The following is a 14273-nucleotide window of genomic DNA, read 5'->3' on the forward strand; positions in this document are numbered from 1 at the left end:
CAACCGTTGCACGGTCGCTGCACGATCGTCCGCGCACCGCTCTGAGCAGCGGGTTCCGGTCCGCGGGAGCGAACCGCCCCAAAGGGGCGCGGCGCCGCCGACGGGAACGCGCCGAACGGCGGGCCGCCCGGCGGCCGCCGACGGCCCCCCGCGAGCGGCGCGGCACGGCGGCGGCCCGCGCGCGGCGCGCCCCAGGTCCTGTCCTCGAAGCAGCGCCGGTCAGGCCCGCGGCGTCCGGTGGGGCGCCGCGGGCCGGGCGGGACTGTGACGACAGGGCCTAGGAGCCCAGGATGGTGGTGAGGAACTCGCCCGTCCAGGCCAGCAGTTCCCGCCCGACCAGCGGCTTGCCCCCGACCCGGCCCGTCTTCGGGCGCGGGATCAGGACCTGCGAGGTGGCGGGCTTGAGGACCGCCCCCGGGTAGAGCCGCTTGAGGCGCAGCTCCTGCGACTCGCGCAGGTCCACCGGGCCGAAGCGGATGTTGGGGCCCTGCAGGGTGATGTCGGCGACCCCGCAGGCACGGGCGAGCATCCGCAGCCCCGCCACCAGCAGCAGGTTCTCCACCGGTTCGGGCAGTTTGCCGTAGCGGTCGGTGAGTTCCTCCCGCACCGCCTTGACGTCCGCCTCGGAGTTGGCCGAGGCGATCGACCGGTACGCCTGCAGGCGCAGCCGCTCACCGGGCGCGTAGTCGTGCGGGACGTGCGCGTCCACCGGCAGCTCGATCTTCACCTCGAGCGGCGGCTCCTCCTCGGCCCCGCCGTCGACGGCGGCCCGGTAGTCGGCCACCGCCTCGCCGACCATCCGGATGTACAGGTCGAAGCCGACGCCCGCGATGTGGCCGGACTGCTCGCCGCCGAGCAGGTTGCCCGCGCCGCGGATCTCCAGGTCCTTCATGGCCACGTACATGCCCGCGCCCATCTCGGTGTGCTGGGCGATCGTCGCGAGCCGCTCGTGGGCGGTCTCGGTCAGCGGCTTCTCCGGCGGGTAGAGGAAGTAGGCGTACCCGCGCTCGCGGCTGCGGCCCACCCGGCCGCGCAGCTGGTGCAGCTGCGAGAGGCCGAAGGTGTCGCCGCGCTCCACGATCAGGGTGTTGGCGTTGGAGATGTCGATGCCGGACTCGACGATCGTCGTCGAGACGAGCACGTCGAACTTCTTCTCCCAGAAGTCGACGACGACCTGCTCCAGGGCCTGTTCGGACATCTGCCCGTGCGCGGTCGCGATCCGCGCCTCGGGCACGATCTCGCGCAGCTTGGCCGCGGCCCGGTCGATGGACTCGACCCGGTTGTGGATGTAGAAGCACTGGCCCTCGCGCAGCAGTTCCCGGCGGATCGCCGCGCCGATCTGCCTCTCCTCGTACGGGCCGACGAAGGTGAGCACCGGGTGCCGCTCCTCCGGCGGGGTGGTGATCGTCGACATCTCGCGGATGCCCGTCACCGCCATCTCCAGGGTGCGCGGGATCGGCGTCGCGGACATGGTCAGCACGTCGACGTTGGCGCGCAGCTTCTTCAGCTGCTCCTTGTGCTCGACGCCGAAGCGCTGCTCCTCGTCGACGATGACCAGGCCCAGGTCCTTGAACCTCGTCTCCTGCGAGAAGAGCCGGTGGGTGCCGATGACCACGTCGACCGAGCCCTCGCGCAGGCCCTCCAGGGTGGCCTTGGACTCGGTTTCGCTCTGGAACCGCGACAGCGCCCGCACGTTCACCGGGAACTGGCTGTAGCGCTCGGAGAAGGTGCCGAAGTGCTGCTGCACCAGCAGGGTCGTGGGGACGAGGACGGCGACCTGCTTGCCGTCCTGGACCGCCTTGAAGGCCGCCCGGACGGCGATCTCGGTCTTGCCGTAGCCGACGTCGCCGCAGACCAGCCGGTCCATGGGGACCGACTTCTCCATGTCCTCCTTGACCTCGGCGATGGTGGTGAGCTGGTCGGGCGTCTCCGCGTAGGGGAAGGCGTCCTCCAGTTCGCGCTGCCAGGGGGTGTCGGGGCCGAAGACGTGGCCGGGCGCCGCCATGCGCGCGCTGTAGAGCTTGATGAGGTCGCCGGCGATCTCCTTGACCGCCTTCTTCGCCCGCGCCTTGGTCTTGGTCCAGTCGGCGCCGCCGAGCCGGTGCAGGGTGGGGGCCTCGCCGCCGACGTACTTGGTGACCTGCTCCAGCTGGTCGGTGGGGATGTAGAGGCGGTCGCCGGGCTGGCCGCGCTTGGCAGGGGCGTACTCGACGAGCAGGTACTCGCGGGTGGCGCCCTGGACGGTGCGCTGCACCATCTCGATGTAGCGGCCGACGCCGTGCTGCTCGTGGACGATGTAGTCGCCGGCCTCCAGGGTCAGCGGGTCGATCGTCTTGCGCCGGCGGGTCGGCATCCGGCCGAGGGCCTTGGTGGCGCTGCGCTGCCCGGTCAGGTCGGTCTCCGTCAGGACCGCGATCTTCAGTCCCGGATCGACGAAGCCGGTCTCGACCGAGCCGCAGGCGACGTGCACGATCGACGGCTCCAGGGCGCGCAGCTCGGCCTCGAGCCGGGCCGGGATGCCCTCGCCGCCGAGCACCTCGACGGTGCGCGCGGCCGGGCCGTGGCCCTCGGTGAGGTAGACGGTGTGCCAGCCGTCGGCGATCCAGCCCTTGGTGTCGGCGAGCGCGCGGGCGGTGTCGCCGCGGTAGGCCTCGGGGGCGTGCATGCCGAGCCTGAGGGTGTCCCCGCCGGTCACGTCGGCCTCGTCGGCGGCGAAGGGGGAGACCGACCACCACATCATGCCCAGCTCGCGGGCGTGCTCGCGGACGTCGGCGATGCCGCGCAGGGAGGCCGCGCCGACGTCGATGGGGGCCTCGCCGCCGCCCGCGGTGGCCGCCCAGGAGGCCATCAGGAACTCCTGGCTGGTCGCGACCAGGTCGGCGGCCCGGGTGCGCACCCGCTCCGGGTCGCAGACGACCGTCATCGCCCCGGCGGGCAGCACGTCGATCAGCAGTTCCATGTCGTCGACCAGGACCGGGGCCAGGGACTCCATGCCCTCGACGGCGATCCCCTCGGCGATCTTGTTCAGCAGCTCGCCGAGTTCGGGGTGGGCCTCGGCCAGGGCCGCGGCCCGCTCCCGCACCTCGTCGGTGAGCAGCAGCTCGCGGCAGGGCGGGGCCCACAGCCCGTGCTCGGCGATCTCCAGGGACCGCTGGTCGGCGACCTTGAAGTAGCGGATCTCCTCGACCTCGTCGCCCCAGAACTCGATGCGCAGGGGGTGTTCCTCGGTCGGCGGGAACACGTCGAGGATCCCGCCGCGCACGGCGAACTCGCCGCGCTTCTCGACGAGCTCCACGCGCGCGTACGCGGCGGCCGCCAGCGCCTGGGTCACCTCGCCGAGGTCGACGCTCTGGCCCTGCCGCAGGGACACCGGTACCAGGTCCCCCAGCCCCTTGACCTGCGGCTGGAGCACCGAGCGGATCGGTGCGACCACCACGGAGACAGGCCCGGCCGCCGGGTCGTCCTTGCTCGGGTGCGCCAGGCGCCGCAGGACGGCGATCCGGCGGCCGACGGTGTCGCTGCGCGGGCTGAGCCGTTCGTGCGGGAGCGTCTCCCAGGACGGGTAGTCCACCACCTCGTCGGCCGAGGGCAGCAGCGAACGCAGCGCGGCGGCCAGGTCCTCGGCCTCGCGCCCGGTGGCGGTCACCGCGAGGATCGTCCGTTCCGTCCGCCGGGCCAGCGCGGCGATCGCGAACGGCCGCGCGGCGGCCGGCCCGACCAGGTCCACGTGCATGCGGTTGCCGTCCCCGGCCGCGGTGACCGCCTCGGCGAGGGCCGGGTCCCGGGTGACGGCGTCGAGCAGTCCGTGCAGGGTCATGTGAGGGGCTTTCCGTCCGGTGAGGTCGTGAAGGGGCAACGCGAAGGACCCGACACGTCGTACGGGCCGGGGGTTCCCACCCTACGACGGCCCCCGCCGCCACGCGCGGGGGATTCGGGTCACCCGCCGGGGTGAACGGACTGCCGGCCCGGGCCGGCCGCCCGGCGGGTCCGGGGCCGCCGGGTGCGGCGAGCCCGCGGTGCGGGCGCGGTGCGGCGCGGCCCCCGCCGCGCCCCGCCGCGGGGGCCGGGGGATGTCAAGATGGTCCCCGTGGTGACCGTGCCGTCCGAGCTCCGCGTCGCTTCCGCAGAAGTCCACGCCGACCGGCCGAGGAGCAGCAGTCCGTGACGAGCGATGCGATAGCCCGGCCCGAGGCCCCGGCGGCGCCGGCGCCGGCCGGCCGGGAGGGGGACCGCTGGGCGGGACCGTACGCGGTGGCCGGCGGACTGCTCCTCGTCTACCTCGTGCTGTCCGTCGGGCGGTTCCGGCGGATGGAGTGGGCCTCCTGGGACCTGGGCATCTTCGAGCAGGCCGTCCGCGCCTACGCCCACCTCCAGGTGCCCGTCGCGGACCTGAAGGGGCCCGGGGCCAACATCCTCGGGGACCACTTCTCCCCGATCATCGCGCTCCTCGCCCCGCTCTACCGCCTCTTCCCCGGCCCCCTCACCCTGCTCGTCGCGCAGGCCGCGCTCTTCGCGCTCTCCGCGATCCCCGTCACCCGGGTGGCGGGACGGCTGCTCGGCCGCCACCGCGGGCTGGCCGTCGGCGTGGCGTACGGGCTGTCCTGGGGCATCCAGCGGGCCGTCGAGTTCGACTTCCACGAGATCGCCTTCGCCGTGCCCCTGCTCGCCTTCTCGCTGGAGGCGCTGCTGGGCGGGCGCTGGCGAGCCGCCTTGCTGTGGGGGCTGCCGCTGCTCTTCGTCAAGGAGGACCTGGGCTTCACGCTGGCCGCGCTGGCCGTGGTCGTCGCCTGGCGGGCCCGCACCACCGACCGGCGGGCCGCCCGGACGGCGCTCGCGGTCGCGGCCGGGGCCGCGGTCTTCGCCGTCCTGGTGTTCACCGTGGTCATACCGGCCTTCGCGACGGCGGGCTACGGCTACTGGGACAAGATCCACGGCGGTGGTCCCTTCGCCGGCCTGGGCACCAAACTGGAGACCCTGGCCTGGGTGCTGCTGCCGACCTCCGGCCTGCTCGCGCTGCGCTCGCCGCTGCTGCTGGTCGCCGCGCCCACCCTCGGCTGGCGGTTCCTGTCGGGGGACGACCACTACTGGTCCACCGACTGGCACTACAGCGCCGTCCTCATGCCCGTCGTCACCCTCGCCCTGGTCGACGCCATCGACACCGTCCGGCGCGGCGAGCGGCCCTGGCTGCGCTCGTACGCCCTCCAGCTGCCGGCCGCCGTCCTGGCCGCGGGCCTCACCCTGAGCGCGACCACCCTGCCGACCGAGAAGCTCACGCAGGCCGACACCTACCGCAAGCCGGCCCGGGTCACCGCCGTCGAACGCCTCCTGGCCCGGATCCCCGACGGGGCGACGGTCGAGGCCGACACCGGCCCGCTGACCCGGCTCACCTCCCGCTGCCGGGTGCTGTGGATCGGCGGCAGCAAGGGCGTGGTCCCGGACTGGATCACCCTGGACAACACCTCCAAGTGGGCCGGCGAGGATCCGGTCGGCTACGCCCGCCAGCTGCACCCGGGCGCCCGCTTCACCCTGGTCGGTGAAGCGGAGGGCGTCGTCCTGATGCGCCGGGGGTGACCGGGGCCGCCTTGCGGGCACGCGCGACGCCGGTCCGGGAAACCCCGAAAGGTCCCGGACCGGCGTACCCCCGTTGACGACCCCGGGCTACTCGCTCGCGATCGCGTTCAGCACGTTCATCCGCCCCGCCCGAAAAGCCGGGACCAGCGCGGCGAACAGACCCACCAGGGCCGAGGCCGCGAACACCCCGAGGATCGTCGGCCACGGGATCTCCAGCACCTTCAGACCCTCCAGCGCGAGGAGCTGCTGCGCCGTGGCGCCCCAGCCCATGCCCAGTCCGAGGCCGAGCAGCGCGCCGAACAGGGCGATGACCACCGACTCCAGGCGGATCATGCGGCGCAGCTGGCGGCGGGAGAGGCCGATGGCGCGCATCAGGCCGATCTCGCGGGTCCGCTCGACCACCGACAGCGCCAGGGTGTTCACCACGCCCAGCACCGCCACGACGATGGCGAGGGCGAGCAACCCGTAGACCATGTTCAGCAGCTGGCCGACCTGGTCCTTCAGGGCCTGCTTGTAGTCGGCCTGGTTGCGCACCGTGTACTGCGGGTACTCCGCCAGCGCCGCCTTGACCGCCGCGTAGGCGGTGTCCTGGCTGCCGTCCTTCGCGCTGGCCAGCAGCATGAAGGGGCGCGGCATCCGGTCGGCCGGGACGTTCGCCTCGGCGAGGGCGGTGCTGATGTACTTCATCGTCTTGTCGAGGTTGCCCTCGTCGCTGGTGATCGCCGCGACCTTCAGCCGGACGGTGTTGCCGCCGGTGAAGGCCACCGTGAGCTCGTCACCGAGCTCGACCCCGTGCGCGGCCGCGTACTGGGAGCCCACCGACATGGAGTCCTTGCCGTACGCCGCCGCGTGCTCCCCGGCGACCATCTTGCGGCGGAGGTCCTGGGCGTAGGTGGGGTCGGTGGCGCCGAGGCCCACCTCCTCGGTGGTGCCGTCGGGCGCGGTGACCTTCGCCGGCACCTCCCGGTAGGCGGTGACGTGGTCGAGACCGGCGGTGGCGCGCAGCGCCTGCTCCGCCTGCGGCATGACGGGCTGGTCCGTCTCGGATTCGACGATGAAGTCGGCGCCGACCGACTTGTCGAGCTCGTCGGTGGCCGAGGCCACCATCGAGGAGCCGACCACCGACAGGCAGGCGACCAGCGCCAGACCGATCATCAGCGCGGCGGCGGTGGCGCCGGTGCGGCGCGGGTTGCGCAGCGCGTTGCGCTCGGCGAGCCGGCCCACGGAGCCGAAGGGGCGCAGCACCACGCCGGAGAGCACCCGCACGACGCCCGCGGCGAGCAGCGGGCCGATCACGATGAACCCGATGAGGGTGAGGACGACGCCCAGGCCCAGCCAGAGCGAGCCGGGTCCGGCCTCGTCGGCGGCGGAGGCGAGGAAGAGGCCCGCGCCGCCCAGGCCGGTGAGCAGCAGCCCGAGGACGGCGCGGACGACGCCGGCCTTCCTGTCGCCCGGGGTGCCCGACTCGCGCAGGGCGGCCATCGGGGAGACCTTGCCGGCCCGGCGGGCCGGGACGAAGGCGGCGACGACGGTGACGATCACGCCGAGGAAGACTCCGGCGACCGGGGTGGTCCAGGCGACGGTGAGGTCGTCGGTGGACAGGTGCATGCCCATCTGGCCCATGAGCTCCATGAGTCCGACGGCCAGGCCGACGCCCGCGCCGACGCCCAGCACCGAGCCGACGACCCCGAGCAGGAACGCCTCGACCACGACGGACTTCAGCACCTGCCCGCTGTCGGCGCCGATGGCGCGCATCAGACCGATCTCGCGGGTGCGCTGGGCGACGAGCATGGAGAACGTGTTGAAGATCAGGAAGATGCCGACGAGGAAGGCGATCCCGGCGAAGCCGAGCATCACGTACTTCATGACGTCGAGGAAGGCGCCGACGTCCCGGCGGTTCGCGTCCGCGGCCTCCTTGGCCGTCTGCAGCTTGTAGGTGTCCGCGCCCACGGCGGAGGCGATGTTCCGCTTCAGCTGCGCGTCGCTCACCCCGTCCGCGGCGGTGACGTTGACGTGCGTGAACGCGCCGGGGTCGCCGAGCAGGTTGCGCTGCGCCGTGGCCGTGTCGAAGTAGACGACCGCCGCGCCCGGGTTGGTCACGGTGAAGGCGGCGATACCGCTGATCCGGGCACGGAAGTCACCGGTGACGGCGATGGTGCGCAGTTCGTCGCCGAGCCGCAAGCGGTGCTTCTTCGCGGTGTCGGCGTCGACCATCACCTCGGTGGGCCCGCGCGGGGCGTGACCGGAGGTGATCTTCATGGACTTGAGCTCGTTGTCGTTCCAGTTGCCGGCGAGGGTCGGGGCGCCGCTGGTGGAGCCCATGTTCTCGTTGGCGGAGTTGACGACCGTGACGGACATCGACACGACCGCGCCCTCGGCGCCCGCCACCCCTTCGGCCCTGCGGACCTGCTCGACGGCCGCGCCGTCCAGCGTCTCCGGTCTGCCGCGGTCCGGGGTCTCCTCGCCGTCCTTCGCGGCCTTCGGACTGACCGTCACGTCGGAGCTGGAGACGGCGAACAGCTTGTCGAAGGTGGTGTTCATGGTGTCGGTGAACACCAGCGTGCCGCAGACGAAGGCGACCGAGAGCAGGACGGCGACGGCGGAGAGCGCCATCCGCCCCTTGTGCGCGACGAAGTTGCGCCGGGAGGTCTTCAGGACGGTGTTGCTCATGAGGTCCGCCCGCGCGCGTCGAAGTCGGGGGTCTGGGGGCGTCCCCCGGAAAAACGCAGCATGCGGTCGAGGACCTGTTCGGCGGTGGGTCCGTACATCTCGTCGACGATCCGGCCGTCGGCGAGGAAGATGACGCGGTCCGCGTAGGAGGCGGCGACCGGGTCGTGGGTGACCATCACGATGGTCTGGCCGAGTTCGTCCACCGAGCGGCGCAGGAAGCCGAGGATTTCCGCGCCGGCCCGGGAGTCCAGGTTGCCGGTCGGCTCGTCCCCGAAGATGATCTGCGGACGCGCGGCGAGGGCGCGGGCGACCGCCACGCGCTGCTGCTGGCCGCCGGAGAGCTCGGTGGGCCGGTGCTTCAGGCGACCGGCGAGGCCCACGGTCTCCACGACCCGGTTCAGCCACTGCGCGTCGGGCTTGCGGCCCGCGATGTCCATGGGGAGCGTGATGTTCTCCAGGGCGTTGAGCGTGGGCAGCAGGTTGAACGCCTGGAAGATGAACCCGATCCGGTCGCGGCGCAGCTGCGTGAGCTTCTTGTCCTTCAGCCCGGTGATCTCGGTGTCGTCGAGGTGGATCTGCCCGCTGGTCACCGTGTCGAGACCGGCGAGGCAGTGCATCAGCGTGGACTTGCCGGAACCCGACGGGCCCATGATCGCGGTGAACTGGCCGCGCCGGATGTCCACGTCCACGTCGTCCAGGGCGACGACCCGCGTCTCGCCGGAGCCGTAGGCCTTGACGACCTTCCGCGCCCGGGCCGCGACGGCGGCATGCCCTCCAGTACCCCCGTGCCTGGTTTCGGTCATAGCCGTTGTCACGGTCTTTCTCCTTCTCGGTGTACCGCTCGGTGCGGCGCTTCGGTGCGGCGCCTCGGTGTGTGCTTCCGCCGCGGCCGGACGGCCGGACGGCCGCCGGCGGAGACGCTGGTCGAGCGCCGGTCGATCACCCGTCGATCGCCGGTCGGCCGCCGGTCGCGGTGCGTGCGCCGCCGCGCCCACAGTCTGTTGCCGGCGCCGCTCGGCCGCGCTGGTGCCCATCTCCGTATCCACTCGGGGGTTAACCCCACCCCCGGGCCTCCCGGCCTGTGTGAACCAGTTAAGGACGCGGCGGGGACTTCCTCGTCCTCCGCCGGGACGACAGGCCCCTGGACCGCAGTGCGGAGGGACCCCTAGGGGTCCTGCACCCTTCGGCGGAGCCGCCGTGGGGGATACCGCCGGACGCCGGGGCGGTGAGAAGGTGTTCCCCGCATGTAGGTGCAGGGGGAAGGAATCTCGGTGGGGACAGCGGACAGCGCGGAGGGACGAACGGGCGGCACCCCCGGAGCCGCCCCGCCCCACCCGGCGGGCCCGTCCGCGTCCGAGCGGGGCCGGCCGCCCGCCGCCGTCGTGGCCTCGCTCATGCTCGGGATGGCGCTCGTCGCCCTCGACAGCACCATCGTCGCCACCGCCGTCCCCCAGATCGTGGCCGACATCGGCGGGTTCGCCGTGTTCTCCTGGCTCTTCTCCGGCTACCTGCTCGCCGTCACCGTCACCCTGCCGGTCTACGGCAAGCTGTCCGACACCTTCGGCCGCAAGCCCGTCCTGCTCTTCGGCATCGGCCTGTTCGTCGTCGGCTCGCTGCTGTGCGCGCTGGCCTGGAACATGGCCGCCCTCATCGCGTTCCGGATCGTCCAGGGCCTCGGCGGCGGCGCCCTGCAGGGCACGGTCCAGACCCTGGCCGCCGACCTCTACTCGCTCGAGGACCGGCCGAAGATCCAGGCCCGGATGTCCACCGTGTGGGCCACCGCGGCCGTGGCCGGCCCCGCCCTCGGCGGGCTGCTCGCCTCCTACGCCCACTGGCGCTGGATCTTCCTGATCAACCTGCCGCTGGGCGCCCTCGCCCTGCTGATGATCGCCCGGCACCTGAAGGAGCCCGTACGGTCACCCGGGCGCCGCGGCCCGGTCGACTGGGCGGGGGCCCTGTCGATCTTCGCCTGCGGCGGGCTGCTGCTCTTCGCGCTCGTCCAGGGCGGGGTCGCCTGGCCCTGGCTGTCCGCGCCCTCACTGGGGTTGCTCGGCGCGAGCGCGGTCCTGGCCGCCGTCGTCGTACGGGTGGAGCGCCGGGCCGCGGAACCGATCCTGCCGGGCTGGGTGTGGCGCCGGCGCACCATCGCCGCCGTCAACCTCGCCATGGCGGCGCTGGGCCTGCTGATGGTCGCCCCGATGGTGTTCATGCCGACGTACGCCCAGTCCGTGCTCGGCCTCGGGCCCACCGGAGCCGGGCTGGTGATGTCCGTGATGACCCTGAGCTGGCCCATCAGCGCGGCCCTCAGCCAGCACGTCTACCGGAGGATCGGGTTCCGGCGGACCGCGGCCCTCGGCATGGCCATGGCCGCGGTGATCCTCTTCTCCTTCACCCTGCTGCCGCACCCCGCCCGGCCGTGGCAGCCCGCCCTGATCATGCTGCTGCTGGGCGGCGCCCTCGGACTGTTCCAGCTGCCGCTGATCATCGGGGTCCAGGCCACCGTCGGCTGGGCGGAGCGCGGGACGGCGACCGCGTCCATCCTCTTCTACCGCCAGGTCGGCCAGAGTGTCGGCGCGGCCCTGCTGGCCGCCGTGGCCAACGCCACCCTCGCCGCCCGCCTGGCGGACGCGCCCGTACCCGGACTGCCGACCGCCCTGGACGACGTCACCAAGGCCCTGGAGCAGCCGGGCACGGTCTCCCGGGCCGCCGGTGACTACCTGCGCGAGGCCGTGGCCGCCGCCGTGGACCACATCTTCCTGTGCGCGACGGGCGCCGCCGTGGCCTCCGTGCTGGTGCTGCTGCTCGTGGCACCGCGCAGGTTCCCGGTGCTGCCCGAGCGCACCCGGGAGTAACGCCCCCGCCCCGACCGCGACTTGTCAGCTCCGGGGTGGACGGGGTTAAGTCGGGGCCACGACCGTTTTCCGGGGGGACGACGCATGGCTTCCGCATTACTCGCCGCTCTGCTCCTGGCCGCGCCGGCCGCCCTGCTCGTGCTGCGGCTGCGCCGCAACCCGGCCTTCGTCACCGGCCGCGACGGCCGGCTCTCCACCTCCACCGTCCTGGCCCTGGCCTGGACCGTGATCCTGCTGTGGCTGCTGCTCGCCACCCTCGGCTACGGACTCACCGCGGGCGGCGGAGCCGACTGGTTCCAGGGCGAGCACGGCCCGCTGTCCCCGCTGACGACCGTCTACCTTCCGCTGCTCGGCGGCCCGTACGTGGCCATGATCGCCGCGAAGGCGGTGGTCGGGATGCGGGTGGAGAACGGCACCATGGCCAAGCCGGCCGCCAAGTCCACGGCGTCCGGACGGCGTCCGCTGCGGGAGCTCATCGCGAACGACAGCGGGCGCACGGACCTGGTCGACCTGCAGTACGTCGCGCTCAGCGCGGTCACGATGCTCTACGTCGTCCTGTTCTTCCTCTCGGACGTGGGCGCCGGGCTGCCGCGCCTGCCCTCGGAGATCTGGGCGCTGACCGGCGCCCCGGCGGCGGCCTACCTGGTCAACAAGATGGCCGTCCGCCCCAACCCGGTGATCACCGACGTCAGCCTCACCGCGGGCCGCCTCACCGTCACGGGCGGCGGCTTCACCAAGCCCGGCCCGGCCCCCGTTCCCGCCGGCCTCGCGGCCCCCGCCCTGACCGTGAACGGCACCCCCGTGCCCACCGAGCCCGACCCCCGGACCGGCGCCCTGACGGCCCCTCTCCCGGCCGCGACCACACCCCCGTTCACGGTGATCGTCACCTCCCGCGGCCTCCACAGCGACCCGTACTGCTACGAGGGCTGAACGGCTCCGGACCGAATCCCCGCGCCCGGCGCGGCGATGGCGCGGGCCGGGCCGGGCCGGGCCGGGCCGGGCCGCGCCGGGTCAGCCCTCCGCCGGGGCGGCGCGGCCCGTCAGGGCGGCCAGGCTCGTACGGACGTGGTTCATGTGCGCCCGCATCTCCTCCTGCGCCTCCTCGTGCTCCCGCAGGATCCGCTCCGTCTCCCGCCCGACCCGCTCCTGCGCCACCCGCGCCTGCGCGAGCAGCTCGGCGGCCCGCGCCTCCGCGTCCTCCTGCCCGTGCCGCGCCGCCTCCTCCGCCTCCGCGAAGCCCCGGCGGGCCTCCGCCAGCCGGGCCTGCGCCTGCCGTTCCAGCTCGGCGAGGCGCGCCTCCAGCTCCGCCTCCCGCGCCGTCAGCTCCCGCTCGGCCGCCTCCCACCGCTCCCGCTGCTCCTGCTCGCGCTCCGCCTGCTCCTCCTGCGCCCGCCGCCGCGTCTGCTCCAGCGCGCCCTGCGCCTCCGCCCGCCACGCCTGCGCGTCCTCCCGCGCCCCGGCCCGCGCCTCGTCCGCCTCCCCCTGGGCCCGCAGCAGCCCCTGCCGGGCCCGGACCTCGGTCTGCTCCAGCACCGCCGCCGCGTCCTGCCGCGCGAGCTCGGCCACCCGCTCCGCGTACGCCTCCGCCGCGCCCCTCACCTCGGCCCCGTCCACCCGCGCGTCGTCCCGCAGGGCCTGCGCCTCCTCCTGCGCCAGCAGCAGGATCCGGCGGGCCCGCTCGCTCAGGTCCTCGTACGTCTGCGGAGCGAGCGCGGCCACGGCCTCGCGCAGCCGCGCCGCCTCGCCCTCCATCCGCTTCGCCAGGACCGTCAGCCGCGCCACCCGCTCCCACGCCTCGTCACGGCTGCCGGACAGCCGGTCGAGATACCGGTCGACCTGGTCCGTCCGGTAGCCACGGCCGCGCACAGTCGCAATGGGTGCACTCATCCTGGTAGCGCCTCTCTCGCGGGGGTACCCGTCAAGGATGCGTCATAGGGGTCCCGGAAGCCGGAAATGGCCGGGCCGGACCCCGTTCGAGGGTCCCGGCCCGGCCGTCGCACCGGTCATCCGATCAGAGCAGTCCGTCCCACATCTGCTCCAGCAGCACCGACCACCAGCTCTCCGGCGAAGCCAGCGCCGCACTGTCGAGCCCGGCGAGGTTCGCCTGGAAGTCGACCGTCCAGCGCCCCGCCTGCTCCGGCGTCAGGTGCTGCCTGAGCCGCCACATGTGACCCAGCATCGCCAGCGACCGCGCGAACTGCGGCAGGCTCGAGTTGACGAACTGCGGCGGCACCGGGGCACCGCCCGGACCACCCTCCACCGGCACCGCCACGATGTTCGCCGTGCCGTACTGCACGCACAGCGCCTTGCCGAAGTCGCTGCCGATGACCAGGTACGAACCCGCGTCCGAGGCGGGCTGGACCTGCCGCTGCGCGGCCAGCTCGGCCAGCGTCGGCACCGGCTGGCCCGGTACCGCCTGCGCCCAGAAGAACGGCCCGAAGTCGACGGGAAGACCCGCCCACATCAGCGTCTGCGCCACGAGCTCCGGCACGCCCTGGCGGGACACCGCCCGCTGGTCGAAGCGGAACACGCCCTGCGGACCGAACGCACCCGCCAGTTCGTGCCCGATCGCGTCCAGCGGGATCGCCGGCTGCAGCGGGACCTGCGGCAGCGGCGCCCGGACCGGCGCGGGGCGCGCCGGGCCGTCCGCCACCTGGTGCAGCTCTCCCTGATGGGTGAGCAGGTGGCGCATGCCCTGCTGACGGCCCGCGTGGTCCTTGCCGTACGGAGCCACGCTGGTGATGCGCACCTGCGGCCACGTCTCGCGGATCATCCGCGCGCAGTAGCCGCCGGGCAGCTCACAGGACTCCAGCTCGGTGTGCAGCTCCAGCACCTGCTGCGGCGGCACGTTCATGGCCCGCAGCTCGTACAGGATCTGCCACTCGGGGTGCGGGGTACCGGGCGCGGAGCGGCGGATGATCTGCTGCTCGGAGCCGTCGGGCGCACGGTAGCGGAGCACCGCCTGGTAGCCGGGACCGACCGCCGGCACCCCGGTGGGGGCCGGCGGCTGCGGTCCGGGCGCGCCCGGACCGGCCGGTACACCGGGCGGACCGGGGGGCGCCGGGGGCTGCCCCGTCACGGCCGGACCGGCCAGCATCGTCGCGGCATGGTCGAGCCCGCCGCCGGGAACCCCGGGCGGACCGGGAGGCTGCGGCACGCCAGCACCGGGCGCGCCCGGGG

8 protein-coding genes are annotated in these 14273 nt (G+C 73.7%); 3 read left to right on the forward strand and 5 right to left on the reverse strand.

Annotation, left to right across the window (positions count from 1 at the left end):
• Nucleotides 1–277: 277 nt before the first annotated feature.
• Entirely contained in the window at nucleotides 278–3817 is a 3540-nt protein-coding gene (mfd, locus tag AC07FY_RS16650; RefSeq protein WP_479006543.1) for a transcription-repair coupling factor, read from the reverse strand.
• Between the two features lie 344 nt (nucleotides 3818–4161).
• Here mfd and AC07FY_RS16655 point away from each other — a divergent pair, with 344 nt between their 5' ends.
• Nucleotides 4162–5571 carry a DUF2079 domain-containing protein gene (locus AC07FY_RS16655; RefSeq protein WP_479006546.1) on the forward strand — a complete coding sequence of 470 codons (1410 nt, stop codon included), beginning with the start codon at nucleotides 4162–4164 and terminating at the stop codon, nucleotides 5569–5571.
• Nucleotides 5572–5658: 87 nt separating this feature from the next.
• Here AC07FY_RS16655 and AC07FY_RS16660 read toward each other — a convergent pair whose 3' ends face one another.
• Entirely contained in the window at nucleotides 5659–8241 is a 2583-nt protein-coding gene (locus AC07FY_RS16660; RefSeq protein ID WP_479006549.1) for an ABC transporter permease, read from the reverse strand.
• Nucleotides 8238–9044, reverse strand: a complete 807-nt coding sequence (locus AC07FY_RS16665; RefSeq protein ID WP_479006552.1) for an ABC transporter ATP-binding protein — start codon at nucleotides 9042–9044, stop codon at nucleotides 8238–8240. The genes AC07FY_RS16660 and AC07FY_RS16665 overlap by 4 nt, the downstream gene beginning before the upstream one ends.
• Nucleotides 9045–9512: 468 nt before the next feature.
• On the opposite strand from AC07FY_RS16665, the gene AC07FY_RS16670 reads away from it, so the two are divergent.
• Together AC07FY_RS16670 and AC07FY_RS16675 are read left to right on the forward strand one after the other, a co-directional pair.
• Nucleotides 9513–11093, forward strand: coding sequence for an MFS transporter (locus tag AC07FY_RS16670; RefSeq protein WP_479006555.1), 1581 nt, complete (start codon nucleotides 9513–9515; stop codon nucleotides 11091–11093).
• An 84-nt stretch (nucleotides 11094–11177) separates the two neighbouring features.
• Nucleotides 11178–12023, forward strand: coding sequence for a hypothetical protein (locus tag AC07FY_RS16675; protein WP_479006558.1), 846 nt, complete (start codon nucleotides 11178–11180; stop codon nucleotides 12021–12023).
• 81 nt (nucleotides 12024–12104) lie between these two features.
• Here AC07FY_RS16675 and AC07FY_RS16680 read toward each other — a convergent pair whose 3' ends face one another.
• On the reverse strand, nucleotides 12105–12980 hold the full coding sequence (locus AC07FY_RS16680) for a cellulose-binding protein (protein ID WP_479006560.1): 876 nt from the start codon (nucleotides 12978–12980) through the stop codon (nucleotides 12105–12107).
• A gap of 124 nt (nucleotides 12981–13104) precedes the next feature.
• A partial coding sequence (locus AC07FY_RS16685) for an SUKH-4 family immunity protein (protein ID WP_479006561.1) occupies nucleotides 13105–14273 on the reverse strand: 1169 nt, incomplete at its 5' end.

It is taken from the genome of Streptomyces sp. NPDC045967 (assembly GCF_056430495.1).

Bases quoted from the DNA above. Each gene is read 5' to 3' on its own strand.
- mfd (WP_479006543.1), bottom strand. From the start codon at position 3,817: ATGACCCTGCACGGACTGCTCGACGCCGTCACCCGGGACCCGGCCCTC.
- AC07FY_RS16660 (WP_479006549.1), bottom strand. From the start codon at position 8,241: ATGAGCAACACCGTCCTGAAGACCTCCCGGCGCAACTTCGTCGCGCAC.
- AC07FY_RS16665 (WP_479006552.1), bottom strand. From the start codon at position 9,044: ATGACCGAAACCAGGCACGGGGGTACTGGAGGGCATGCCGCCGTCGCG.
- AC07FY_RS16675 (WP_479006558.1), top strand. From the start codon at position 11,178: ATGGCTTCCGCATTACTCGCCGCTCTGCTCCTGGCCGCGCCGGCCGCC.
- AC07FY_RS16680 (WP_479006560.1), bottom strand. From the start codon at position 12,980: ATGAGTGCACCCATTGCGACTGTGCGCGGCCGTGGCTACCGGACGGAC.